Genomic DNA, 25,262 nt, shown 5'->3' with positions numbered 1-25,262 from the left:
GAAAGAGGGATAGTATGGATAAGGGTCCAAGAGATGAACACCGTCCGGAAGAAAGTATGGTAACTGATTTTGAAAAAGATATGTCCTATGGGGACTACCTGCATTTAAAACAAATATTATCAAGTCAGCATCGGCTTTCCGGTCATCACGATGAAATGTTGTTCATCATCATTCACCAAACAAGTGAATTATGGATGAAATTGATCCTTCATGAATTGACTGCAGCAACAGCCCTTATTGAGGCAGGACGTTTGGAGCCTTCCTTTAAGATGCTATCCCGAGTGGCCAGGATCCAACAGCAACTTGTTCAATCCTGGAATGTGCTTTCGACCTTGACGCCATCCGATTATATGGAATTCCGGGAGAAACTAGGAAACTCTTCAGGGTTCCAATCATTTCAGAACAGGTTGATAGAATTTGCAATGGGTCAAAAGAATTCGCAAATATTGGCCGTTTTCCGTCACAAGCCCGAGCTTTATGAGTCGATGATGGCAGCCTTGAATAAACCTAGTATTTATGATGCGGCTATAGGGGCTTTGGCTGCAAGAGGGCTTCCCATTGATCAATCGGTCCGGAACAGGGATTGGTCTGTTATTTATCAGGGAAATGCAAGTGTTGAAAACGCGTGGCTGACAGTTTACCGTGATGTGCATAAATACTGGGATTTATATGAATTGGCCGAAAAGCTCGTGGATATTGGAAGTCAACAACAGTTCTGGAGATTCAATCATATGAGCACCGTCGAACGGATCATCGGTAATAAAAAGGGAACTGGCGGATCGTCCGGTGTAAGTTATCTTAAGAAAGTGGTCGAACAGCCATTTTTTCCTGAGCTTTGGACATTAAGGACCAAACTGTAAGCTTGGACTTGCGGGAGAAATACATGAATCAATGGTTAGATATTTTAAAGCGCCTGAATGAAAATATGCTATATTGGCCAGGAGATACGCAATATCATATCGGCTGAATTCATCAATGGCTGAAGGGTCAACTGTCACTGTAGGGGAAAATGGAAGGAAATCCTATTTGTATAATTGGCACTGCTACTGTGGTGGATGCAGCTGAAGCATTGGCATGAAAGATATTGAAGGCATACAGGGGGCCGGCAGTTGCTGACAAGAGGTCAATGGAAGGGCTGGTCCTTGACTGACTGGAGCCTGGACTGTACGATTTGGCCGCATTGCCGATTTGCATGAGGGGAAGGGAGTCCGGTCAGGGCCGCTGTGAAAAAGAAAGGCAGATGGGGAGAGATAAGGATGGGCAAAATTGGAGTTTATGGATCTTCCTTCGATCCGGTCACGAATGTGCATTTATGGACAGCATCGACCATTGCGCATCGTGCAAAGCTAGACAAGGTGATTTTTTTACCTTGCGCAAATGGCCGTATCGATAAACAGATGAAAACAAGCAATGAACATCGGTGGGAAATGCTAAATTTGGCAATAGGGGGCAACCCGCTATTCGAAGTTAGTGATTATGAAATCAATGAACGCGCCGGAACGAGTAAACAATATACTTGGTACACGATGGAATATTTTAAATCACGATTTCCAAATGACGAAGTTTATTTCATAATGGGTGCAGATTTACTTGAAGATATTGATAATCAAGAGTTACCGGTACACTTACGATGGAAATTCAGGGAAAAATTGATTGCCAATCATAAATTCATCGTCATGGCACGGGATGGGATCGATATGCTGAAAATCATTTCCAAAAGTCCATTGCTAAGAAATTATGATGATGGCAATACATTTCACCTTATAGATAAAGGGCTTTCCATGGAAATCAGTTCTACATATATAAGGGATGAATTCGCGATGGGCGGGGAGCCAAGATATTTACTGCCTGATAAGTGTTATCAGTATATCGTGGACAATAAGCTGTATCAAAAAGCATCAAATTCATAAGTGTTGGCCAGGTATTAAAGGGCTCGATCTCCCCGTTGGATCGAGCCCTTTTCGTTTGGGAAGTTTGCATTGAAATAAAAGTACATGTTTATTTATAAAACACAGTTGACAACTTGGTATACTTTGATTTATGTTAATATAAGTAAATTCAGAATATTTGCTGATCAGAGAACTGAAGGCATACTATCTCCAAAAATAAAAAGGGAAGTAGTGTGCTTTTTTTGTTGCAAAAAACAGGGGGGATTCCATGAAAAAATTGATGGTATTATTGACAAGTTTGATTTTAGCCTTCGGTGTACTTGCAGGATGCAACTCGGAAAAAACGGAAGGGGATGGGTCATCAAAGTCAGTCGAGCTACTGAATGTGTCATATGATCCGACACGGGAATTGTACCAGGAATTCAATGAAGCATTCGTGAAGCACTGGAAAGAAGAATCCGGTCAGGATGTAACGATTCAACAATCACATGGCGGATCTGGTAAACAGGGCAGGGCCGTAATTGATGGATTGGAGGCGGATGTCGTTACATTGGCATTGGCTTATGATATTGATGCCATTTATGAAGCGAGTAACCTATTAGCGAAGGATTGGCAAAAACGTTTACCGGAAAACTCGACACCATACACATCAACGATTGTGTTTTTGGTGAAAAAAGATAACCCTAAAGGCATTAAAGATTGGGATGATCTTATTAAAAAGGATGTATCCGTCATTACACCAAACCCAAAGACAAGCGGAGGGGCAAGGTGGAATTACCTGGCTGCCTGGGCTTATGCAGAGAAGAATTTCGATAAAGACGAAACTAAAGTGAAGGATTTCATGAAAAAACTTTATCAGAACGTTGAAGTCCTGGATTCAGGGGCCCGCGGTGCAACCACGACTTTTGTAGAAAGGGGTATTGGTGACGTACTTATAGCTTGGGAGAATGAAGCCTATTTAACACTGGAAGAATTCGGTGATGACAAATATGAAATCGTCAATCCTTCCATCAGTATATTAGCAGAGCCACCGGTAGCTGTTGTCGACGAAGTGGTCGAGAAAAAAGGAACAAAGGAAGTGGCTGAAGCTTACCTGGAATACCTATATACGGATGTCGGTCAGGAAATTGCCGCGAAAAACTTCTATCGTCCAAGGGATGAGAAGGTTCTGGCTGAATACGAAGACCAATTTGCAAAAATCGATATGGTTACTGTTGAAGATACGTTTGGCGGCTGGAAAAAGGCCCAAGAAACACATTTTAATGATGGCGGTACATTTGACGAGATTTATCAGCAGTAATAAGCATGAAGGAGAAGATGGCTTTATCACCTTCTCCTTCATAAATCGGAAAAAGAGCTGAGGCGAAGCTATGAATATAGTGACAGAAGGTAAACAGACGAAAAAGAGGACCATACCCGGTTTTGGATTGACGATGGGTTTTACGTTACTTTATCTTTCCATCATCGTTTTGATACCGTTATCCATGGTTTTTCTAAACACATTTTCAATGGGGCTTCAGGACTTTTGGGCGACCATAACTGAGCCGAGGGTTGTTGCTTCATATAAATTGAGTTTCCTGACAGCGTTAACTGCGGCCTTTGTGAACGCAGTTTTTGGTGTGTTAATTGCCTGGGTGCTTACTCGTTATGAGTTTCCCGGCAAACGGATCATCGATGGACTGGTGGATTTGCCTTTTGCCCTCCCTACTGCCGTGGCAGGAATTACTTTGACCACCTTGTACTCACCGAACGGATGGATTGGGCAATTTTTCGGCTTTAAAATCGCTTTCACTCCTGCCGGAATCATCATCGCCCTAATATTTATCGGCCTTCCATTCGTGGTGCGGATGGTTCAACCGGTGCTTGAAAATATCGAAAAAGGAATGGAAGAAGCGTCTGCTTCTTTAGGGGCGAATCGAATGCAGACATTCATTAAAATCATCTTCCCGGAATTGATTCCAGCGATATTGACGGGTTTTGCACTTTCGTTTGCGAGAGCACTTGGAGAGTATGGGTCCGTAGTCTTCATTGCCGGAAATATGCCGTTTAAAACGGAGATTTCCCCGCTGATCATCATGACAAAGCTTGAACAATATGATTATGAAGGGGCAACAGCTATTGCGGCCGTCATGCTCATGATTACATTTATAATTTTGTTCACCATCAATATCTTGCAATGGTGGACCGGCAAAAGGTATTCAGGGAAGTAGGAGGAAATATGATGGAACATGGTAATTCAGTGGTTGCTGAAACGAAGCACCCAGTCAGCATTAAGAGAAACGCGACAAAAGAGCCTAAATCGATACAATGGGTCCTTATTTCGGTTGTATTGCTATTTTTGACATTGTTTTTAGTTGTCCCATTAATCGCAATCTTTGTAAAGGCTTTTGAAAAAGGTGCAGAAGCCTATTTTGCGGCCATTGCCCATCCTGATTCCTTGGCTGCGATTAAGTTAACATTGATCGTTGTCCTCATCACCTTGCCACTAAATGCCATATTCGGGGTTGTGGCTGCGTGGACCATAACAAAATATGATTTCAAGGGAAAAAACTTCTTAATAACACTGATAGATCTGCCTTTTTCCGTTTCACCCGTCATCGCTGGGTTGATTTTTGTTCTTCTGTTTGGCTTACATGGAACATTTGGTCCACTGCTGCAATCCTATGACATTAAAGTGATATTTTCAGTACCAGGGATTGTCATCGCTTCCATTTTCATTACCTTCCCATTCATTGCACGCGAATTGATCCCGCTCATGCAAAGTCAGGGGACGTCTGAAGAAGAGGCTTCACTCACGCTGGGTGCTGGAGGGTTTAAGACATTTTGGTATGTGACGCTTCCCAATATAAAATGGGGACTTCTATATGGAGTCATCCTTTGCAATGCAAGGACAATCGGGGAGTTTGGGGCTGTATCGGTCGTATCGGGCCATATACGGGGCATGACCAATACGATGCCGCTTCATATTGAAATCTTATACAATGAATATCAATTTTCGGCTGCATTTGCAGTTGCATCCCTGATGTCCATCTTTGCAATCATGACCTTGATCATTAAAAGTTTCATAGAATGGAAAACCGACTTTAAATCAACCAAAGCGAGTTAGGAGGAATGAAATGAGTATCATCATTGAAAATGTTACAAAATATTACGGGTCCTATCAAGCACTCCAAAACATCAATTTGGAAATAAAGAGCGGTGAACTCGTAGCCCTCCTTGGCCCTTCCGGATCGGGGAAAACGTCATTACTGCGTATCATCGCCGGTCTTGAACAAGCAGAGAACGGGAGGATCCTCTTCAATGAAGAGAATTATACGCATAAACATGTAAAAGATCGAAATGTGGGATTCGTCTTTCAGCATTACGCCCTTTTTCGAAATATGACGATTTTTGATAACATTGCCTATGGATTAAAGGTCCGCCCTAGAAAAATAAGGCCAAGTAAAAAAGATATTGAACAAAAAGTCACTGAATTGCTTCAGCTTGTCAAGTTGGAAGGATATAAAGATCGTTATCCATCCCAATTATCTGGCGGCCAGCGGCAACGTGTCGCATTGGCAAGGGCACTTGCGGTTGAACCGAATATCCTTTTGCTTGATGAACCATTCGGGGCATTGGATGCCAAGGTTCGCAAAGAACTTAGGCGTTGGCTAAGAAGGCTTCACGACGAATTCAATGTTACGAGTGTGTTCGTGACGCATGATCAAGAAGAAGCGATGGATGTTGCTGATCGGGTCGTAATCATGAATGAAGGGAAAATTGAACAGATTGGAACTCCGGAAGAAGTATATGATCACCCTGAAAATCCTTTTGTTTATGATTTTCTCGGCAGTGTCAATCTATTAAAGGGCAACGTCCATAAAGGAAAATTGGTAACTGGGAATGTGGAAATGAATGCCCCGGACATTGAAGATGGAATGGGCACTGGTTATGTAAGGAATCATAACTTTATCATAGAAAGAGAACCATCGGAAAAGGACTCGATCGCATCCATCATTGACCATATCCATACGATTGGTCCCATCGTCCGGATAGAAGTCATTCGTCAGGATACAAACGAACCGCTGGAAATCGAACTGACGAAAGAACAATATTTGAATCTGGGAATAAGCAAAGGGGAAAGGGTATATGTCCGTCCAAAAGAATTGAGAGTTTTTGTCGACTTTATGGCTGGGATTTAAGAATGGGTCGAATATTGACGGAAAAACCGCTAAAAGCGGTTTTTTTTAGTTTTTTTAAGGGTGCTGACAGCAGGAACTTCCCGTAAAGGTAAATAAGCTGCAAACTGTTATAAAAGGGCTTCCTTGCAATCGGAAATGGAGAGTTTTTACCCGTCAATAGTCTATGATCATATGGTGCCATACACTAGATAAAAAGTCTTGCATCAAAATAAGAAGAGTGTTATGTAAGATATTGGATGTTATATCACGAGAAAAAGTCGAATTTTTATGTTTAATGTTAAAATTGAAATATAATTGTAATATTGTTATTACGCATTTGACAAAATCTGATGATATACTACGACTTAGATGAAAACATAGTAGAGTTTAAGAAATGTATTTAATATAATCACAACGTTAGAAGATTACATAAAGAGTAAAAAAAATAGAGAAGAGTTCCCAGCAATTTATTTTGACTAATGATTTTTCATAGAGAAAAAGAAGTGGGTCGATGGAAATGCAAGGGGAGGAAAGCAGGGGAAATGAGTTTGAAGAAAAAACTTATCGTATTGAACACTACAATTATGCTTGGATTAGGGAGCGCTTTTGCCATACCGTCTGTAAAAGCTGAATCTATCACGGATATTCAATCACAACGCACGGGAATACAATCAGATATTTCAGAGGCAGAACAAGTTATTCAGGAATTGAAAAAAGAACAAACGAAGATGAATGCCCAAATTGCCCAGATAGAATCGGCAATGAAAGAAAACGACCAAAAAATCAAAGATACTAAACAAGAAATTAAAGACACCGAAAAAGACATAGATTCTTTAAAGAAAGAAATTAAAGCGTTGGAAGAAAGAATCGCAAAACGCGAGGAAGTCTTGAAAGAGCGCGCGCTTTCATTCCAAGAGAGCGGCGGGGACGTTGAGTACCTGGAAGTTGTTTTAGGTTCTAAAAGCTTTGGTGAATTCGTTAATCGTGTTGGAGCGGTAGCCACCATCGTGGAAGCTGACCAACAGATTCTTAGAGAACAGGAAGCGGATAAAGCTGACTTAGAAAAAAAACAAGCGACTGTTGAGAAAAAATTGCAAAGCCTAAAGGATATGGAAGTAGAACTGAAGGGCATGCAATCTCAAATTAAAGATCAAAAAGCTGAAACTGTCAAAATGAAGGAAATCGTTGGAAAGAAAGAATCGGAAACAAAGGCCCTAAAACAATCTTTAGAGAATAAAGATGCCGGTTTAGAAGCACAAATTGCGTCCATTCGTGAAAATATCAAAAAAGAGGAAGAACGTAAAGCAGCAGAGAAAGCGGATCTTGACCGTGCTGCTGAAGAAGTGAGTTCTTCAAATTCTTCCAATGATGGATCATCAAGTTCTTCTAATGATGGATCATCAAGTTCTTCTAGTAAAGAATCAACAAGTGCTTCTAAAGCTGAATCGTCAGCATCTGGTTCTTCAAAAGGTGAAGCATCATCTAATTCATCTAAAAGCAGTTCTGTTGATAAACCTGCAGCAGCTAGTAAGCCAGCAGTAAGTAAAACTGAAACATCAAGCAAGCCTAGCAGTGCAAATACAGGCTCTGCCATTACAGCCGGTTATAAATATATCGGTAACTCCACTTATAAATTTGGTGGCGGAAGAACGGCATCCGATATCGCTAACGGTCTTTTCGATTGTTCAGGATTCGTTGCATGGGCTTATAAACAAGCTGGTGTGAACCTTCCAGCAAGTACGGGTGCATTGACGAGTGCAGGACGTCAAGTATCCAAGAGTCAAATGCAACCTGGAGATTTAGTGTTTTTCAATACGTATAAAACTGATGGGCATGTCGGTATTTATGTCGGAGGCGGCAAATTTATCGGTTCCCAAAGTTCAACAGGTGTTGCGATCGCCAATATGGAAAGCGGATATTGGGCAAGTAAATTCAACGGCCGTGTCGTTCGTGTAAACTAATCGTTCTTTAAGTAAGCAGGGGAGTAAATGCCCCTGCTTATTTTTTTTTTGAAAAAAATCGAAAAAAATGAAACTTATTTTGAAATTCAACGTAAATACTATAAGATAAAACAAGGATAGGTGATGTGGACTTTCAGTAAATCTGGGAAAACATTTATAGAATCAACATTCCATACTATTAAACGGAGGCAAAAAAACATGATGAAAAAATTTATGGCTGCATTACTTACAATTACACTAGCATTCTCGCCAGTCGGCACTTATGTATTCCAAGATCATTCGGAGTCAGTCGATGCAAGGGGTTACAAGTCCGGAAAAAGAAGTTTTAACAGCAACAACAATAACAAATCGAATTTCCAAAATAAAGAAACGAAGAAGTCCGATGCTACTACTGCTAATAAAGCCAAGACTGGAAATACGTTCTCAAAAGGCGGCTTAATGAAAGGAATTATGTTAGGTGGACTGGCAGGTTTACTTTTTGGTAGCCTATTCGCCAATATGGGAGCCCTTGGTTCTATACTTGGTCTATTAATCAACGTGTTAGCGGTCGTTGTATTAATCGTTGTAATCCGTAAAATATTCACATATTTCAAAGATAAGAAGAAGAAAGAGGATACAAACCCATGGAGAGGCTAAAGATTTCCGAACAAGATATCATCAATGCGGTTTGTGTTTACATTGCCCGTAAAAAGCAGGTACAACCCAATGAGGTAGAAGTGGAGTTAATGTTTGATGATGATTATGGCTTTTCGGCGGAAGCGTTCGTCGATGGCCGGAAACAAGTGTTAATTACCATCAACTTGATAGAGGCGCTTCGCTTATGGCTGGATGAATATCTGAATAAAGATCCATACTCTGGTATTGAACTTGTATTGGATGATGAAGAAGGCATAGTCGCTTTAGTAAGTGAAAGTAATAGATAATAAAAAAAGGATGCCGTAACGGCATCCTTTTTTTATTTAATAAGGCACAGGGCGATCTATGCGGAGGAAAAGGATAAAAGAGAAATAGAAAAATAGTAAAGCGAACTAAGCAAAATCCTAGATTACCAACGCTTATTACAAACTCGAAATTATATATTTTCCATTTGTTGCAAAAAATGGTCCGTGGAAGTAGGATTGATATATGTTCAAGTCAAAGGAGGAGAAAAAGTGAAAGGTTATATTGAGGATATCACTTTTTTAAATGAAAAGGCCATAAAGTTCGGCAATGAAAAAGTGGAAGCGATACTTGCGCCATCTTTGGGAAGCAATCTGCTTTCGTTGAAGTACAAGCACAAGGATATTGAGTTGCTGCGCACTCCGGATAGTGTAGAAGAGTATAACAAAGCTCCCATTTTATATGGAATGCCAATCCTGTTTCCTCCTAATCGAATTGAAGATGGTCAATTTACATATAAGGGGATTGTATATAAGTTTCCAATCAATGAAATGAAAAAATCCAATCATATTCATGGTTTTTTGCATGACAAGCCGTGGAAAGTCTGCAAAAAGGAAGTGAACGGGAAAGCAGTCGTCATTAATACTGAATTTTCAAGCAGCGATTTTGATCTAAAAGGCAGCTTTCCACAAGATATCACTGTGAATATGTCTTTCTCTTTAAAGGCAGAAACATTGGAAATACAATTGGAAATCACTAACAAGGGCATTGAACCCTTTCCATGGGGAGCAGGTTATCATACTGTATTCAATTTCCCATTTGGAACAGGGAGTAAATTGGAGAATTGCAGAATATCACTTCCTGTCAATAAACATTGGGAGTTGAATGAAAGGTCATTGCCAACTGGTGCAATTCATGAAACGGACAATACATTGGAAATCCAAAATGGTATTAGTTTGGACGGCAGGCTATTTGATGACCTATTTGGCTATGATGAGGAAAGAGCGCTGGAAAACGAGTGCATACTTACTGACCAAGAGGCTGGAATGCAGGTCATCTATCATGTCGATCGACATTTTAAGTTTTGGGTATTGTTCAACCAGCAGGGGTTTGTCTGTCCTGAACCATATACATGGGTAACGAATGCTCCTAATTTGGATTTGTCTGCAAAAATGACTGGATTGCGGGAGTTATGCTCAGGGGAAACGGTACAGCTGAAAACTAGATTGATTATGAAAGATATATAAAAAAAACACCTTGGCACTTATGGATGCCAAGGTGTTTAAGGTTATGCTTTTTTTCTCATCCACAATGGGTATAGGACGATTCCGAATACATATAAGGCTATGCCAAGTATGAATGTATTCATATCAGCTGTACCTGTCTTGATGACCCAGATCGAGTAAATTAACGCCAGGATGGTAATGATGCCATCACGTACCCTTGAGCCTTTCATGATGTCATAGGTTTCCCCAGTCATGACTAACTTCAATTGATACAGAACCGAAGCAAGATACGGGATCAAGTAAGCGAGTGTAGCGACGATCATCGAGAATTGATAAGCTTCCAAAATCGTACCCGAAATAGTGGAGAATAAGAATATCTGTGTCATGATATTTGTTATTGTCATAGAACGGACGGGTGTGCCATTTTTGTTCGCTTTCGCAAAATAGGGCGGAAACAGGTCCGATTTCGCTGCCTGGTAAGGAACCTCTGATGCAACGACAATCCATCCGATTGTAGATCCCAATAAGGAAATGACGGCAAGAGCAGCCATTAAATACGTACCGCTTGAACCAACTACAGCTTGCAATGCGTCAACAAGCGGTTTTTGAGATATTTTCAAATCGTCTTGCGATATGGCACCCATCGTCAATAAAGTAATGCCGATATAAATGGCAACAGCGATAAGTAAACCTAGGATCGTCGCTTTCTTTACATCATTTTGTGACTTGGCGCGGTTTGACAGCATGACGGCAGCTTCAATACCGATGAAAGCCCATAATGTTGAAATTGCAGCAGCATTCACTTGATCACCTAAAGAGATTGCAGATCCCGCCTTATCATAAAATTCAGCCCCGTTCCCTAGGTTGGAAGTATCGAAGATGAAAATCGTGATAATGATGAAAAATAAGAATCCAAGCACTTTGGTAACCGTAGCAAAAAGATTCATTTTCCCAGCGCTGTTAAAACTTCTTACCAAGATTGCCTGAATCCCCCAAAGGGCAACGGAACATACCGCAAACGTTAATGCTTTACCTAGTTCAAGTTGAAACGAACCGGCTGTATAAATTACTTTCGCACTATGCATCACCGGGAAAAACGTTGATAGGTAACCAGCAAATGAAATGATGACAGAAGCTGTCGCAGCCCAATTCGCAGCCCAATAGCCCCAAGCCATGCTATACCCTGAAACCCTTCCTTTAGCAGGGGATTTAAATAATGATTGAGCATAACTTTGCGGTCCGGCTTTCAAATCAGGTTTCCGCACTGCCAGGTTACCAAACACCAAAGCTATTAGAAAAACTCCCAGTCCAGTAACGATCCATGCCAATGTGGCCCCTAATGGACTGGATACCTGTGCTAATTGAGCAGGGAGCATGAAAATTCCGCCGCCGACCATATTCCCAATAACGAATGTGGTCAAAATCAATAAACCCCATTTTTTATTTACCATTTATATCGAACCTTTCTTAAATACAGTGTGTGTTTATACCGACAACTTATACTAAAATAGTATATCTCAAATAGTTTAGTTTGGTAAAGTGGTAAATAAGTAAAATGTAAAACGCAGACTAATCAGAAAATTATAATTCGTATTGACAAAACGAGGGAATTGGATTATATTAGTAAATACCAAGTTAGTTGGTAAGAATAATGCGATTTCCCTTTTGAACGTATTTTTCAATAACATATGCAACTCCTAAATATTGCCGATTAGTCAACTAAAGGCACCCTTACATCTACTTCTGTTAGATGGCGGGTGCCTTTTATCTTTTATTAGTGAGGGGAGGGGAATCTGGATTTCCTATTAACTGGTTATTCTTATACGGAAAGTAATGTGAGGATATGATAGGTAAACCAACTTCCTCAAGAAAACATGGAAAGCGGGAAGCGTACGTGCGCTTTAAACAGTAGGCATGAAACGAAACTTTATTACCAGTAGTGAAGGGGAGATATCATGGAAAAGAAAGAAGAATTGAAAATCAGGCATATCATTTCAAGCTTGGAAGATCTGCAATATGGATCCGTGATAATAACCATACATGATGGTGAAATCACACAGGTGGATACAACCGAAAAGAAACGATTCCCATTAGTGAAGGGCAGGGCAGTTAAATCCAGATGAATATTCCGTTATTAACGGGGCTTTCGATATGAAGGCTCTTTTTTATGCAAAAAATTATTGAATTGGAATTTAGAAGAAGATTGTACTGCATTCAACATGGTAGAATAAGTTAGGGGATAAGGGAGTTTTTTATAGGGGTTTACATGATATCTAAGGGAGGAACAGGAAATAGATGACCTTACAAACTATAGAACATGATATCTTGGCATTAATTGAAACATTTAATGGGAAAATCGCATATAAAATTGAAAATGGTCATGGGGAAACGATTGGATACCACGAGAATGAATCCTTTCAATCAGCGAGTCTTATCAAAATACCGATGATCATCGAAGGTTATCGTCAAAGTGAACAAAAGGAAATCTATTTGAATCAACCAGTGACCATCCCGCCTAATGAAGTGACAGGGGGATCTGGGGTTCTGCATGTCTTATCGAATAAGGTATTTTTAACTGTTGAGGATTTATTGACATTGATGATAACTGTTTCTGACAATACATCCACGAACATGATGATGAACCTGTTGGGATTTGAGGAAATTAATCAATGCATCAAGGATCTTGGTTTGAAAAATACTGTCCTTGAACGAAAAATGCAGGATTTTAAGGCATTAAAAGAAGGGCGCGACAATACCATATCGGCGGAAGATACGATTACCTGCCTGAAAGCGATACATACAGGAAACTTTTTAACGAAAGAAAGCCAAGAAAGAATATTGCGTGTATTTGACAATCAACAATTAAGGGATAAACTTCCATCACTGATGGGCAAAGGGGTCAAGGTAGCAAGCAAAACTGGCGGAATTCGCGGAGTTTCCCATGATTGTGCAATCATTCGTTCAGAAACACAAACAGTCTATGCTGCAGTTCTTACCGAAGATATGAAATCAGAGGAAGAGAGCCGTCAAGTAATCAGTAAAATTGGAAAATTGATATATGATGATATTGTCGCAGAATAAACAGTCAGTTTGAATATTTTTGGAAGTGCGGGAAGTCTTTCGGGATTTCACGCTCTTCGATTTTGGGTATAGAGGGGTCAGTGAAGAATGTTAAATGAAAGGAACATGAAGCGGGGAAAAACCTTGAAAAGCGCGATGAAATTAGGCGTAATGAGTGTTGTTATATTACTGGGGTATTTTGGTTTTTTACACATGAAAATTCAAGAAAGCATTCACCAGCAAATTCCTGTAAATGCCGATTACCTCATTATTCTTGGAGCAAGGGTCAAAGGTTCGGTTCCATCTTTATCCTTACAATACCGGATTGATAAAGCTGCAGAATATTTAAAGGCCAATAAACATACAGTGGCCATTGTATCTGGCGGTAAAGGACCGGGGGAAGATATATCGGAAGCGAAAGCAATGCAACAGGGGCTAATCGCCCAGGGAATTGAAGAAGCGCGCATCATGATGGAAGACAAATCTACAACAACTCACGAGAATATTGTTTTCTCAAAAGAACTCATTCCTGATACAGCAGCTTCAGGATTGATCGTAAGCAATGACTTTCATATCTACCGGGCAGTTGAAATAGCAAGAAAAGAAGGCTTGGACATGAAGGGGATGCCGGCAAAAACACCAAAAGTGTCACTGTTGAAATCATATACCCGTGAATATCTTGCAATTACCAAATACTATTTAACAGAGTTGATTGGGGGGTAACATTCAGTGGCTAAAGATGGGAGGTTGCTTTCTTTACTCAACTTCCACGACAACATTAGGAACTTTCCAAAAGTCTTTCTCTTGATATAGCTCCTTAAGTGTCTTAAAAACGGGAAAACCCGTATAGGAAATCTCGACTTGTTCATCAGCATCCACTTCTTCCACATCTATATCATCAACAAAACCAAGTTGATCATTGCTTTCCATTAAATAATATCCGAGTGCCTCATACCCGCTATAGGCTACAATTACCTTACTGTCAAAACCCTTATTGGATACCTTGTAATATTTCATTGATTGACCTCCTTATTGATCATTCTTGGTTCTGTTTCTTATTACTCTGATATACCCATTTATTAATATCTGAATCATTAAATTGGATAAATAAAGAAAATGGGAAGTAGAAAAGAACTGAAGTCTGTTTTTAAAATATCACTGGATAATTTGCTATCTTCATCAATTCATGTTACTCTAATAAAGAATTGTTTTTGATTGTGGAAGAGGATATGATTATTTTCCAAATGATTAAAAATAGTAATACAATGTGTGTGATGCACTAGGAGGCAACAACAATGGAACAAGGTACAGTTAAATGGTTTAATGCAGAAAAAGGTTTTGGATTTATCGAACGTGAAAACGGAGACGACGTATTCGTACATTTCTCAGCTATCCAAAGCGAAGGCTTCAAATCTTTAGACGAAGGTCAAAAAGTAACTTTCGACGTTGAGCAAGGTGCTCGTGGAGCTCAAGCAGCTAACGTTCAAAAAGCTTAATTTCTAAATTAAATCGTAATCGATATGAACAGACTTCCTCGACGGGAGTCTGTTTTTTATTATGCTAAAAAATGAAAGCGAAAAAAATCCCACTCTGAAATGAGTAGGGTTTTAGTGACTTGTCATTAAGCTTTTTTTAATTCCTCTTCAAAGAAAAAAGTAGTTGGATGTTCTTTAACAGTGTAAGAATATCTCTTCATGTTTTTTACATATGCCCATTTATTAATGGTTACTGATTCATTAGTATCCTGGATAGTTACTGTTTCACCAGTATTATACTTATTGCTTCTCAATTTAGCCACCCTCTTTATTAATAGTATAACATATTTGCGAATGAAAGATGTGTTCAAGATATTCCAATGATATATTGGGGTTGAAAAATCAGGCTATGTATACGGAACTAGTCCAATTATTTTGGCTGTACAAAAGCTAAAAGCCTGAGGGTGATTATAAACGTGCATAAAAAAACAGCCACATGTTCCTAAGTAATTCAGGAATCACGCGGCTATATATCAGAAGATTTCAAGACTGTCAGTTAATTAAAACGCCCAATCCCCATTACGGAAGACAGGTTCGGAAGTGCCGTCCTGTTTGATGCCGTCGATGTTCATTTTCTCTGATCCAATCATGAAATCGACATGTGTAAGGCTTTCATTCAGTCCATTTTCTGCAAGCTCTTCTGGACTCATGTTTTTTCCGCCTTCAATACAGAAAGCATAGGAGCTGCCGATAGCGAGATGGTTTGAAGCATTTTCATCGAATAATGTGTTGAAGAATAAAACATTCGATTGGGAAATCGGTGAGTTGAATGGAACAAGTGCCACTTCACCAAGATAGTGTGAACCCTCATCCGTTTCAACCAATTGTTTTAGGATTTCTTCCCCTTCCTCTGCTTTTACTTCAATGATCCGTCCTTCCTTAAAGGTCACGGAAAAATTATTAATGATGTTGCCGCCGTAACTAAGGGGTTTCGTACTGGAAACCGTACCATTAACACCTGTTTTCAATGGAACCGTAAACACTTCTTCGGTAGGCATGTTAGCCATGAATTCATGACCCTGTACGTTGATGCTTCCTGCTCCGACCCATAGGTGTTTCTCGGGTAACTCGATTGTCAGGTCTGTTCCAGGAGCCGTGTAATGCAATTTTTGGTAATGCTTGTCATTTAAATAATCAACCTTTTCATGCAGGGTATCATCGTGTTTTTTCCAGGCCTCCACAGGGTCCTTCACATCAACACGAACTGCTTTGAAAATGGCTTCCCATAGCAGATCAACGCGTTTTTCTTCTGCCTCTTCAGGGAATACTTTATCAGCCCAAGCTTCTGAAGGGACGGCAACGATGGACCAGCTTACTTTATCGGATTGCATATACTGACGCCACTTCTTCAGTGCAGTCCCGGATGCTTTTTGGAAGTTGGCAATCCTTTCTGGCTTTACACCTTTTAATAAGTCAGGGCTGGAGGAGATGACGGATAGATAGGCAGCTCCGTTTTCTGCAAGTTCGATCGTTTCTTCCGCTCGCCACTTTGGATACTCTTGGAACACTTCATCCGGAGCCAGTTCATATTTGGTACGTGAAACGATATCGTCATTCCAATTAACGATGACATTACGCGCACCGTTCTCATAAGCCTTTTTTACAATGAGACGCACAAGGTCAGCACCCTCTAATGTTGTGTTTACGACCAGGGTTTGATCTTGTTGGATGTTTACACCGACTTTTACGGCAAGTTCTGCATATTTTTCCAAATTCGTTTGAAAATCACTCATCATTCAAAAACTCCTTTTCCATTTTCTATAATTGTACTTAATTGTCATATAAAAAAGAAACTTTTTACATCGTTTGTGAAAACTTATAGGTATTAGACGAAGGAGTTCATTATAACCGGCATTGAAATGAATCAGTTAAGGCTCATTCACTTTAGCACAAACCCCGGCACCATTATCGTATAACCACCTCAAGTAGCAGCCGGTTTGTCTATCTTGCATTCTACCAAAATTATCGAGGGAAAGACTATTGAAAAGGTTTGAATAGTTGAATAATTTGATTATTCGGAACAGTGAACAATGGACTGAAAGAAAGAGGGCCTCTTTGAGACCCTCTTTCTTAATAGTCAAAAAATCACTTACCCAAATTAATCCAGACACTTTTCACTTCAGAATAGTTGTCCAGGGCATAGGATCCCATTTCACGTCCGATTCCGGATTGTTTGTAACCGCCGAAAGGGGAAGCTGCGTCGAACGCGTTATAACAGTTCACCCATACAGTACCGGCACGGAGTTTTCCTGCAACATAATGGGCATTGGCTATATCGCTGGTCCATAAGCCGGCAGCCAATCCATACTCACTTGCATTTGCACGGTTAATGACATCATCTAAATCCTCGAATGGCATTGCCGCTATGACCGGACCGAAAATCTCTTCTTTGGCTATCGTCATATCCTCTTCGACACCAGCAAATATAGTAGGAGAAACAAAGTAGCCTTGTTCACCCGGTTTATTTCCGCCGACAAGTACTTCCGCACCCTCGTTTTTCCCTTTTTCAATATAGCCCATTACTCGATTTTGCTGCTCCTCGGAAACAAGCGGTCCAATTTGTGTACTTGGATCTAAACCTACCCCTTGTTTGATGTTTTTTGCATGGCTTGCCATATCGGCAACTACGTTATCATAATGCTTCTTTTGGATATAAACCCTGGAACCGGCACAGCATACCTGCCCTTGGTTAAACATGACCCCATTCAAAGCACCAGGGATGGCTTTTGAGAAATCGGCATCAGGCAGGATGATGTTTGGCGATTTCCCTCCAAGTTCCAATGTGACCCGTTTCAATGAATATGAAGCGGAGCGCATGATCAGTTTTCCAACTTCGGTCGAACCGGTAAATGCAATTTTATTTACTTGCGGATGGTCGACAAGTGCTTGTCCAGCGGTTTCACCAAAACCGGGAACGATATTGACGACCCCATCAGGGAAACCGGCTTCAGCCAATAATTCAGCCAGGTAAAGCGCGGAAAGCGGAGTTTGTTCAGCAGGCTTTAATACAACCGTACAACCTGTAGCAAGTGCCGCTCCCAGTTTCCACATTGCCATAAGAAGCGGAAAGTTCCATGGGATGATTTGGCCGACAACACCAACCGCCTCGTGTTTTGTGTAGTTAAAGTAATTTCCGCTTACTGGAATGGTCTGTCCGACAATCTTGGTGGACCAGCCGGCAAAATATCTCATATGTTCTATAGCTAAAGGAATGTCGGCATTGGTAGTTTCACTGATTGGTTTACCATTATCCAACGTTTCCAATTGAGCAAGTTCGGTTTTATTTTCTTCCATTAAATCGGCAAGTTTATACATTAGCCTACTGCGTGAAGCTGCACTCATTCTAGACCAAGGCCCCTCATCGAATGCTTTGCGTGCAGCCTTGACGGCTAAGTCGATATCTTCTTTATCAGCTTCATAAACATCGGCAAGTTTTTGTCCTGTAGCAGGATTGGGTGTGGAGAAGGTTTTTTTTGAAGCACTTTCTACAAACTGACCATTAATATAGAGCTTTTTTGGTCCTGTTAAAAATTTTTGCAGCTTTCCACTTACTTCTAACGTTAGATTTGTCATAATTACCCTCCTGAATAAAATGATTATCTTGGGCAGAACATGATGACTTATTGTTAACGCTATGATTTATGCCAATTTTTATGATAAATGAAAAAATACGAATATTCAATCTATATCATTCGACATAATATTCAAGATTTCTTCATCATAAAAAAAATGAAGTATTATTTTGTCATGACATGTGTAAATACTATAGCAAAAATGAAAGTTAATAGTTAAAATGAATAAGGATAAAATAACAAGAAGGTCTAAAGTTCTTCAGGAGGAATATATGGGAAATGATGCGAAAATGATATCGCAACGTAAGATACTAGGCGTTGCGGGTCTTGGATGGATGTTCGATGCACTTGATGTCGGTATGCTTTCTTTCATCATTGTTGCTTTGAAACAGGACTGGAACTTAACCAGTGAGCAGGTTGGCTGGATTGGGAGCATAAACTCTATCGGAATGGCTGTAGGAGCCGTATTCTTTGGTGCGATGGCTGACAGGGTCGGACGGAAGAATGTCTTTATCATTACATTATTATTGTTTTCAATCGCAAGTGGCCTGTCTGCAGCAGTCAGTACACTCAGTTTGTTCTTGATATTGCGATTTTTGATTGGCATGGGACTTGGAGGAGAACTTCCGGTTGCCTCGACATTGGTTTCTGAAAGTGTTGAAGCAAGTAAAAGGGGAAGGGTTGTTGTCCTTCTTGAAAGTTTTTGGGCGGTTGGATGGATTTTGGCAGCACTCATCTCCTATTTCATCATTCCGGCTTATGGTTGGCGCGTTGCATTGTTATTGAGCGCAGTTCCAGCTTTATATGCTCTGTATCTGCGCTTGAAACTGCCGGATTCACCGAAGTATACGGAACTAGAAAAAAAGCAGAGGCCATCTGTATTAACCAATATGAAAAGTGTCTGGAAAAAGGAATACTCCCGTCAGACCCTTGTATTGTGGATTCTATGGTTTTGCGTGGTCTTTTCTTATTATGGGATGTTTTTATGGCTGCCAAGTGTGATGGTCTTAAAAGGCTTCAGCATGATTCAAAGCTTTGAATATGTTTTGATCATGACGCTTGCACAGCTTCCGGGCTATTTTTCAGCTGCATGGCTGATAGAGAAGATGGGACGTAAATTCGTTTTGATCACATACTTAATTGGAACGGCCGTCAGTGCCTTTTTCTTTGGATCATCAGAGGGGCTGGCACTGCTGATAGTTTCCGGGATGTTTCTATCTTTCTTCAATCTGGGGGCATGGGGTGCACTATATGCATATACACCTGAGCAGTATCCAACAGCAGTTCGTGGTACAGGTGCTGGGTTAGCTGCAGGAATCGGGAGGATTGGCGGTGTCCTGGGTCCGTTGCTTGTAGGGTATTTAGTTGCAGCAGACACCCCTATATCCTCGATTTTTACCATTTTTACAATCGCTATACTAGTGGGTGCGATTGCCGTAGCTTTTGGGAAGGAAACAAAGAATACCGTTTTGACATGAACAAAAGGAAGGGGACTGTAATCAGTCCCCTCTTTTCATTAAGTAAAGTCTTTTATGATTTTTAAAAGTGATTCGGAGGCGCTCTTCGGACTTTCTGCATTCATGATCGCCGATACGACAGCGGTACCTGATAGCCTGCTATCAGAAAGAGCGGATATGTTATCTGCAGTGATACCCCCGATGGCTACGGCGGGAATGGATACGCTGCGGCAAATTTCCTCCAGATCCCCAATGGCCATCAGGGTTGCATCTTGTTTGGTCTTTGTAGGGAAAACGGAACCGACTCCGATATAGTCTGCTCCATTTCGTTCGGCTTCGTGAGCTTCTTCAAGTGTGGAGACAGATACACCGACAATCATATCTTCAGGAACCATTTGTTTGACGACAGTCAGAGGAAGGTCATCTTGCCCAATATGAATTCCGTCCGCTCCAACCGCAAGTGCTATATCCACCCGGTCGTTGATGATAAGGGGAATGGACAGCTCGTTCAATAACTGTTTCAATGCAGAAGCTTTTTTATAAAAGGAAAGGGAGGAATTGTTTTTCTCCCTAAGTTGTACGATTGAGACTCCTCCTGAAACCGATTCTGCAATGATTTCGGTCAATTTTTCTAATGCTATGGACTCTTCCGTAACTAAATACAAGCTTAAATCAATTTGGGACTTCTTCATTCATTTTCACCTCATCCATCCAGATTTCCCTATCCATTCTTGATATTGCATCGATTAATCGCACACGAAACGTTCCTGTTCCTTCATCTTTTTGAAGGTTTGCAGCAGCTAGTTCCCCTGAAATGCTCATGGTTGAGATTCCAGCAATTGCCGCAGAATAGAAATCGTCGGTGACTCCGGAAAAAGTGCCGATAAGAGCGGTGGACATGCAACCGGTACCTGTAACATTAGTTAAAAGGAGGTTTCCATTGTCGATGATGGACGTATGTTTTCCATCGCTGACTGCATCCTTTGCTCCGCTGACCACGACGATGCTATTCAATTTATTAGCTGCTTGTGCAGCCAGCTCTGCATGGCTAATCGCTAATTCCCCCGAATCCACCCCGCGTGTAACGGTATCCCCACCCATCAATGAAAGAATCTCACTCGCATTCCCGCGAATGATTTGGAAAGTAACCTTACTAAGGAGCTCTTTGACCTGCTCTGTACGATAGGGGGTGGCACCAACTCCCACCGGGTCCAAGATGACCGGGATATCCATGGTATTTGCCGTCTTACCGGCAATCTCCATTGCTTCCAAGGCTTTATCATCGATCGTACCGAAATTCAAAACCAATGCATCTGCTAATTTGACCATATCCGCCACTTCTCTTGGGCTCGAAGTCATTACTGGTGAACCACCGATGGCAAGGGTGGCATTTGCACAGTCGTTGACAGTAACAAAGTTGGTGATTTGGTGAATGAGTGGTTTTCTTTCTTTTACCTTCACGAATAAATCGGCTGCAGAAACCTTCATATTAATTCACTCCGTTCTTTTTTTGAAAATGAATGAAAATGATGGACAGGTCCATGACCTTTACCGATTGAAAAGCTATTGCGTATCGCTTCAGAAATATAGGTCTTGGCCTTTTCTATCGACTCTTGCAATGGCAGCCCATTTGCCAGGTTTGATGTAATGGCGGATGATAGGGTACAGCCCGTGCCATGAGTGTTCTTAGTATGAATGCGCTCCCCCTCGATCCATTGGAAGTCAGTCCCATCATAAAAAAGATCATTTGGATTTCCAGCTGCATGGCCTCCTTTAAGTAAAACGGCTTTGGGACCCATTTCTTGTATTGAAATGCATGCTTTGTAGAAATCTTGTTCCGTTCGAATCGACAAGCCAGTAAGTACTTCCGCTTCCGGTACATTAGGGGTTACAAGTGTTGCAAGCGGAAGCAAATTCATTTTTAAGGCAGAGACAGCCTTATCGTCGAGCAAATGATGACCGCTTTTGGAAATCATGACAGGGTCAAGGATAACGATGGCAGGCAAGAAGGTTTTAAGGGACGCAGCGACAGTTTCCACGATTTCTTTTGATCCAAGCATGCCTATTTTTACTGCGTCGACAGTAATATCTTCAAAGATAGCTGCAATTTGATCTGATATGATAGCTGTTTCAATTGGCTGTACTGAACGGACTTCCATTGTATTTTGTGCGGTTACGGCTGTGATGGCAGACATGCCAAAGACACCATGTGCAGAAAATGTTTTTAAATCCGCTTGGATTCCAGCCCCGCCCCCTGAATCAGAGCCTGCGATGGTTAATGCTGTTTTCATAAAAAAACCCCTTCATATAAGTATTTTTTAGAAGTATTTTAAGTAATATAAAAGCTAAAATCGCACCAGCGAATGAACTGAGCATAAAAGCCGGTAAAAAACCAAAAAGAGCAGCTTTTTCTCCCAATAGGAGGAGGGCAAGTGGATAACAGGCTAGGGAACCGATAATGCCGGTCCCGATCACTTCCCCTAAACAAGCGAATTTTAAGCTTTGTGTTTTTCGATAAAGGATTGCGGCCAAAAGTGCACCGATCATGCTACCGGGAAAGGCGAAAATTGAACCGGTACCAGACATGTTTCTAATGATGGAAACTAAAAAAGCTTGTGTCACTGCATAAGCTGGCCCCAATAGAACGGCCGTCAGGACATTTGCCAGATGCTGAATAGGAAAGACCTTTGCAAATCCTGCAGGAATGAAAATAAATGAACTGGTCAGCGTCGTAATAGCCGTAATCATGGCAGTCAACGTCAGTTTCTTGACAGGATTCATCATCTACAGCGGCCAAACTTGCTCATTATGAACCATATCCCAGAATAAATATTCATATCGGGATGTAACCAAAAAGTGCTTTTCTAATCTAAGAAGTTCCTTTTCTGGCATGCCTTCCGTCAATTCTTCCAACAAAGCGATCAGCCATTTGTGTGCTTCCCCGAATTCAGGAGATGAATAGGACCTTATCCAATCTGCGTAGCGATTGTTTTCCAATGATGCTCCATTTTGTTCTTTTAGTAGCAAACCGATTTCATAATAATCCCAAGCGCAGGGCAGGAGACAGGCGATCAAGTCTGCCAAAGTCCCATGCTGAGCTGCATTTAGCATGTAGCCTGTATAGGCTAGAGTCGTTGGAGTAGGTTCTGTATCTTCCAATTCCTTGGAAGTGATCCCGAATTCGGAAGCATAATGCCGATGAATATCCATTTCCACTTGAAGGGTTTCATTTAAAATACTCGCAAACTTTGCCATGGTTTCGATGTTATGAGCTTTGATTACACCTAAAGCAAAGAGCTTGGAATAATCCATGAGATAGATATAGTCCTGCTTCAGGTAATAGGCAAATTTCTTTTCAGGAAGCGTACCATTTCCAATTGCCTGGACGAAGGGATGTGAATGGTTCCTTTTCCAAATCTCTTTTGACCGTGCATGTAGTCTATCACTGAATGTTTCTAATTTAACATTCTCCATTGTTCATCCTCCTTTAGAATGGATCCCTTTGTTAATGAAAAAACCCCGTTCCTGAATACGGAACGGGGTAGATGGATATAGTCTGAAAATGGACGATATCATCCACTTCCCTCCGCCGGTATGAGCCGGTTCAGGTTCAAAGGGTCCGGAACTAATTCCATCTCAGTCTTAAAAAAAGACTCCCCTAGTGGTGTGAATTGTATGTAATTACTGACATCATATCAGAAAGACAAGAAAATGCAACCCGCATTTAAAGAGGGACCATTTTATGTCCAGGAAAAAAGGGAGAACCAGGTAATTGACTTTTGATGGTTATTAGGATAAAATCATGTCTACATCATTTATATATCGATTTCTTATCCAGAGAGGTGGAGGGACTTGGCCCAAAGAAACCTCGGCAGCGGACCCGTTTTGGGAACTGTGCTAAATCCAACAAGCATATGCTTGGAAGATAAGAAGAGCCGTACGGACACTGTCAGCCTCTTCTTGAATTAGAAGGGGCTTTTATTTTTGGGAAATAACGTTTAGTGACATAATAGAAAAGGTATATATAATTTGGTGAAAATAAAACAAGTTGATAAAGATTAGCTAACTAGAAGCAGGCTCTAGGATGACTAGGAAAGGAGCCATTTACATGGCAGAATTATTTAAGAGGATCGAACAGAGGAAGGCAAAGCTTATTGAAGAGTTATTGGCCAATGGAGTATACAAAACCTCTGATGAAAGGCACCTTTATGATGCCCCATTAAAAGTACTTGAAGATGAATATAAGATTGTTATAAATAAACCAAATACCGAGTCACCTTCTGAATGGATGACATAGTAAACGATGGACTATAGTTTGGGTTCTTGGATAAGAGATATGATGTAAGCATTCACAGTCTACACTAGTGGATGCTTTTTTGCGTTTAATAGAAAATGACACAAAATATACATAATTACAGAAAAAATAGTCATTTTGTCACATTTAACCTTTAAAATAACACATTTAATTTCTGAAAAATAGTTGATTTTAACTAGTAGATTCATTATGATGAAAGTGTAAAAAAATTGAATAAATGGGAGGTGGCTATATAATGCCTTGCCGTAAGGTAACTATAGAAAAAATAGAAGAGAAAAGAAAAGAAATGATCAACTTGGCAGCAATTTACGGCTTATCAAGTCTGCTAACTGTTCAAGCAAGTCAAGAATTGGATACGCTATTAAATGCGTTAACAAGTAAAAGAGAGTGTGAACATTTTTACCTCCAGAAAGCATATAGGTATTTTTAAATTAGCCAATTCGCACTCGATTAATATGAAAAAGCTACTGCTCAAGGCAATAGCTCTAAAGAATGATATTACATATCGACACGTTTACCAAGAATGAGCAAATCCCGCTCGATTCCATCCAACTCGGCAACTTGAGGTAAATGTGCCCATTCTTCAAACCCGAATTTGGAAAAAAGCTTAAGGCTTGGTGTATTGTGGGCGAAAATGAAACCCAATAGAGTCTTAACACCTAATTTTGGACTCCATTCAATTGCCTTTTGAATCGAAATTTGTCCGATTCCTTTTCCCCGGAAATAATCATCTATATAAATGCTGATTTCGGCAGTGGAATTATATGCCGGTCGGCCATAGAAGGATTGAAAGCTCATCCATCCAGCAGTTTTCCCTTTTATAGTAATGATAAATAGCGGTCTACTTTCTGAATGATGTTCCTCAAACCATTTAACCCTCGATTGGACGGATACAGGCTCCGTATCTGCCGTGACCATTCTTGAAGCAATTGTTGAATTATATATTTCAACAATTCTGGGTAGATCGGATAGTCCTGCCTCTCTAAACTCTATGAGCTCTTCCATGATTTAAACTCCTAACTATCATTTATTAAATCTCCAGAATGAAGGGTAATCCCGTATTTTGTTTTAGGGACGGTGAATGACACCCAAACCATTGAAAGTTTTATATTATCATACACTCTTGAATCTTTATCTGACAATTTTTTTATGTTAAGACTGTAGATTTTTTGGGTATGTAAAAGATTAAATACTTCTAGTAAAGAGAC

The 25,262-nt window shown here is 40.5% G+C and carries 28 protein-coding genes and 2 riboswitches; of the genes, 17 read left to right on the top strand and 11 right to left on the bottom strand.

The features are described 5' to 3' along the window. Positions 1 to 14: 14 nt before the first annotated feature. The 10 genes from kynA (at position 15) to ACQKFG_RS01985 (ending at position 10,136) form a co-directional block, all read left to right on the top strand. A complete protein-coding gene (kynA, locus tag ACQKFG_RS02030; RefSeq protein ID WP_192203777.1) occupies positions 15 to 860 on the top strand; it encodes a tryptophan 2,3-dioxygenase in 846 nt (281 codons plus the stop codon). Between the two features lie 396 nt (positions 861 to 1,256). Beyond that, positions 1,257 to 1,910, top strand: coding sequence for a nicotinate (nicotinamide) nucleotide adenylyltransferase (gene nadD, locus ACQKFG_RS02025; protein ID WP_349728920.1), 654 nt, complete (start codon positions 1,257 to 1,259; stop codon positions 1,908 to 1,910). Positions 1,911 to 2,157: 247 nt separating this feature from the next. Further along, entirely contained in the window at positions 2,158 to 3,189 is a 1,032-nt protein-coding gene (locus ACQKFG_RS02020) for a sulfate ABC transporter substrate-binding protein (protein WP_192203780.1), read from the top strand. A gap of 70 nt (positions 3,190 to 3,259) precedes the next feature. Beyond that, on the top strand, positions 3,260 to 4,099 hold the full coding sequence (cysT, locus tag ACQKFG_RS02015; protein WP_260284063.1) for a sulfate ABC transporter permease subunit CysT: 840 nt from the start codon (positions 3,260 to 3,262) through the stop codon (positions 4,097 to 4,099). 11 nt (positions 4,100 to 4,110) lie between these two features. Beyond that, the gene (gene cysW / locus ACQKFG_RS02010; protein ID WP_427555797.1) at positions 4,111 to 4,995 is read left to right on the top strand and encodes a sulfate ABC transporter permease subunit CysW; all 885 of its coding nucleotides are present in this window, start codon (positions 4,111 to 4,113) and stop codon (positions 4,993 to 4,995) included. A gap of 10 nt (positions 4,996 to 5,005) precedes the next feature. Then, on the top strand, positions 5,006 to 6,070 hold the full coding sequence (locus ACQKFG_RS02005; RefSeq protein ID WP_192203783.1) for a sulfate/molybdate ABC transporter ATP-binding protein: 1,065 nt from the start codon (positions 5,006 to 5,008) through the stop codon (positions 6,068 to 6,070). A 521-nt stretch (positions 6,071 to 6,591) separates the two neighbouring features. Then, the gene (locus ACQKFG_RS02000; RefSeq protein WP_427555794.1) at positions 6,592 to 8,010 is read left to right on the top strand and encodes a PcsB-like coiled-coil domain-containing protein; all 1,419 of its coding nucleotides are present in this window, start codon (positions 6,592 to 6,594) and stop codon (positions 8,008 to 8,010) included. A gap of 201 nt (positions 8,011 to 8,211) precedes the next feature. Beyond that, positions 8,212 to 8,646 (top strand): hypothetical protein, encoded by a 435-nt coding sequence (locus tag ACQKFG_RS01995; protein WP_192208180.1) that lies wholly within the window; start codon positions 8,212 to 8,214, stop codon positions 8,644 to 8,646. Beyond that, entirely contained in the window at positions 8,634 to 8,933 is a 300-nt protein-coding gene (locus ACQKFG_RS01990) for a YxcD family protein (protein ID WP_192203785.1), read from the top strand. Before ACQKFG_RS01995 ends, ACQKFG_RS01990 begins: the two co-directional genes overlap by 13 nt. Before the next feature lie 228 nt (positions 8,934 to 9,161). Continuing rightward, complete coding sequence (locus tag ACQKFG_RS01985) at positions 9,162 to 10,136, top strand: aldose 1-epimerase (protein WP_427555791.1); 975 nt, start codon at positions 9,162 to 9,164, stop codon at positions 10,134 to 10,136. Between the two features lie 41 nt (positions 10,137 to 10,177). Here the strand turns inward: ACQKFG_RS01985 and ACQKFG_RS01980 are convergent, their stop codons facing one another. Then, positions 10,178 to 11,566 carry an amino acid permease gene (locus ACQKFG_RS01980; protein WP_353871664.1) on the bottom strand — a complete coding sequence of 463 codons (1,389 nt, stop codon included), beginning with the start codon at positions 11,564 to 11,566 and terminating at the stop codon, positions 10,178 to 10,180. Between the two features lie 504 nt (positions 11,567 to 12,070). On the opposite strand from ACQKFG_RS01980, the gene ACQKFG_RS01975 reads away from it, so the two are divergent. The 3 genes from ACQKFG_RS01975 (at position 12,071) to ACQKFG_RS01965 (ending at position 13,898) form a co-directional block, all read left to right on the top strand. Then, positions 12,071 to 12,238 carry a YezD family protein gene (locus ACQKFG_RS01975; RefSeq protein ID WP_098371233.1) on the top strand — a complete coding sequence of 56 codons (168 nt, stop codon included), beginning with the start codon at positions 12,071 to 12,073 and terminating at the stop codon, positions 12,236 to 12,238. Positions 12,239 to 12,410: 172 nt separating this feature from the next. Then, entirely contained in the window at positions 12,411 to 13,196 is a 786-nt protein-coding gene (locus ACQKFG_RS01970) for a serine hydrolase (protein WP_192203788.1), read from the top strand. Between the two features lie 87 nt (positions 13,197 to 13,283). Next, positions 13,284 to 13,898: a YdcF family protein gene (locus ACQKFG_RS01965; protein ID WP_427555787.1), complete on the top strand. Its 615-nt coding sequence runs from the start codon at positions 13,284 to 13,286 to the stop codon at positions 13,896 to 13,898. A gap of 33 nt (positions 13,899 to 13,931) precedes the next feature. Here the strand turns inward: ACQKFG_RS01965 and ACQKFG_RS01960 are convergent, their stop codons facing one another. After that, positions 13,932 to 14,192, bottom strand: coding sequence for a hypothetical protein (locus ACQKFG_RS01960; protein WP_427555784.1), 261 nt, complete (start codon positions 14,190 to 14,192; stop codon positions 13,932 to 13,934). 278 nt (positions 14,193 to 14,470) lie between these two features. On the opposite strand from ACQKFG_RS01960, the gene cspC reads away from it, so the two are divergent. Then, on the top strand, positions 14,471 to 14,671 hold the full coding sequence (cspC, locus tag ACQKFG_RS01955) for a cold shock protein CspC (protein WP_010331195.1): 201 nt from the start codon (positions 14,471 to 14,473) through the stop codon (positions 14,669 to 14,671). A 125-nt stretch (positions 14,672 to 14,796) separates the two neighbouring features. Here cspC and ACQKFG_RS01950 read toward each other — a convergent pair whose 3' ends face one another. From ACQKFG_RS01950 to ACQKFG_RS01940, 3 genes are all read right to left on the bottom strand, one after another. Further along, positions 14,797 to 14,964: a hypothetical protein gene (locus tag ACQKFG_RS01950; RefSeq protein WP_179086028.1), complete on the bottom strand. Its 168-nt coding sequence runs from the start codon at positions 14,962 to 14,964 to the stop codon at positions 14,797 to 14,799. Positions 14,965 to 15,210: 246 nt separating this feature from the next. After that, positions 15,211 to 16,443 carry an aminopeptidase gene (locus ACQKFG_RS01945; RefSeq protein WP_192208182.1) on the bottom strand — a complete coding sequence of 411 codons (1,233 nt, stop codon included), beginning with the start codon at positions 16,441 to 16,443 and terminating at the stop codon, positions 15,211 to 15,213. Positions 16,444 to 16,795: 352 nt separating this feature from the next. Next, the gene (locus ACQKFG_RS01940; protein WP_076366967.1) at positions 16,796 to 18,283 is read right to left on the bottom strand and encodes an aldehyde dehydrogenase family protein; all 1,488 of its coding nucleotides are present in this window, start codon (positions 18,281 to 18,283) and stop codon (positions 16,796 to 16,798) included. Positions 18,284 to 18,554: 271 nt separating this feature from the next. Between ACQKFG_RS01940 and ACQKFG_RS01935 the strand changes: the two genes are divergently transcribed. After that, positions 18,555 to 19,760 carry an MFS transporter gene (locus tag ACQKFG_RS01935; protein ID WP_192203791.1) on the top strand — a complete coding sequence of 402 codons (1,206 nt, stop codon included), beginning with the start codon at positions 18,555 to 18,557 and terminating at the stop codon, positions 19,758 to 19,760. A gap of 38 nt (positions 19,761 to 19,798) precedes the next feature. Here the strand turns inward: ACQKFG_RS01935 and thiE are convergent, their stop codons facing one another. From thiE to tenA, 5 genes are read right to left on the bottom strand one after another with little or no spacing between them, the layout of a single operon-like run. Further along, entirely contained in the window at positions 19,799 to 20,431 is a 633-nt protein-coding gene (gene thiE / locus ACQKFG_RS01930; RefSeq protein ID WP_427555778.1) for a thiamine phosphate synthase, read from the bottom strand. Next, positions 20,412 to 21,227: a hydroxyethylthiazole kinase gene (gene thiM, locus ACQKFG_RS01925; RefSeq protein WP_427555775.1), complete on the bottom strand. Its 816-nt coding sequence runs from the start codon at positions 21,225 to 21,227 to the stop codon at positions 20,412 to 20,414. Before thiM ends, thiE begins: the two co-directional genes overlap by 20 nt. Continuing rightward, positions 21,224 to 22,030, bottom strand: a complete 807-nt coding sequence (thiD, locus tag ACQKFG_RS01920) for a bifunctional hydroxymethylpyrimidine kinase/phosphomethylpyrimidine kinase (RefSeq protein WP_427555774.1) — start codon at positions 22,028 to 22,030, stop codon at positions 21,224 to 21,226. The genes thiM and thiD overlap by 4 nt, the downstream gene beginning before the upstream one ends. Continuing rightward, on the bottom strand, positions 21,999 to 22,520 hold the full coding sequence (gene thiW / locus ACQKFG_RS01915) for an energy coupling factor transporter S component ThiW (RefSeq protein ID WP_192208183.1): 522 nt from the start codon (positions 22,518 to 22,520) through the stop codon (positions 21,999 to 22,001). Before thiW ends, thiD begins: the two co-directional genes overlap by 32 nt. Before the next feature lie 3 nt (positions 22,521 to 22,523). Then, positions 22,524 to 23,213 (bottom strand): thiaminase II, encoded by a 690-nt coding sequence (gene tenA, locus ACQKFG_RS01910; protein WP_427555772.1) that lies wholly within the window; start codon positions 23,211 to 23,213, stop codon positions 22,524 to 22,526. 90 nt (positions 23,214 to 23,303) lie between these two features. Then, positions 23,304 to 23,409, bottom strand: a riboswitch (TPP riboswitch). Between the two features lie 157 nt (positions 23,410 to 23,566). Beyond that, a riboswitch (SAM riboswitch) is annotated at positions 23,567 to 23,671 on the top strand. 176 nt (positions 23,672 to 23,847) lie between these two features. Between tenA and ACQKFG_RS01905 the strand changes: the two genes are divergently transcribed. Further along, complete coding sequence (locus ACQKFG_RS01905; protein WP_192203796.1) at positions 23,848 to 24,036, top strand: Fur-regulated basic protein FbpA; 189 nt, start codon at positions 23,848 to 23,850, stop codon at positions 24,034 to 24,036. Between the two features lie 253 nt (positions 24,037 to 24,289). After that, complete coding sequence (locus ACQKFG_RS01900) at positions 24,290 to 24,484, top strand: aspartyl-phosphate phosphatase Spo0E family protein (protein WP_192203797.1); 195 nt, start codon at positions 24,290 to 24,292, stop codon at positions 24,482 to 24,484. Positions 24,485 to 24,552: 68 nt separating this feature from the next. On the opposite strand, the gene ACQKFG_RS01895 is transcribed toward ACQKFG_RS01900, so the two are convergent. Next, positions 24,553 to 25,059, bottom strand: a complete 507-nt coding sequence (locus tag ACQKFG_RS01895) for a GNAT family N-acetyltransferase (protein WP_192203798.1) — start codon at positions 25,057 to 25,059, stop codon at positions 24,553 to 24,555. Positions 25,060 to 25,262: the final 203 nt, after the last annotated feature.

This window comes from Peribacillus sp. NPDC076916, from assembly GCF_050269675.1.
Taxonomy (GTDB): domain Bacteria; phylum Bacillota; class Bacilli; order Bacillales; family DSM-1321; genus Peribacillus; species Peribacillus aracenensis.
The sequence above is the reverse complement of the archived record's forward strand: the minus strand, read 5'-3'. Positions and strand labels throughout refer to the sequence as shown.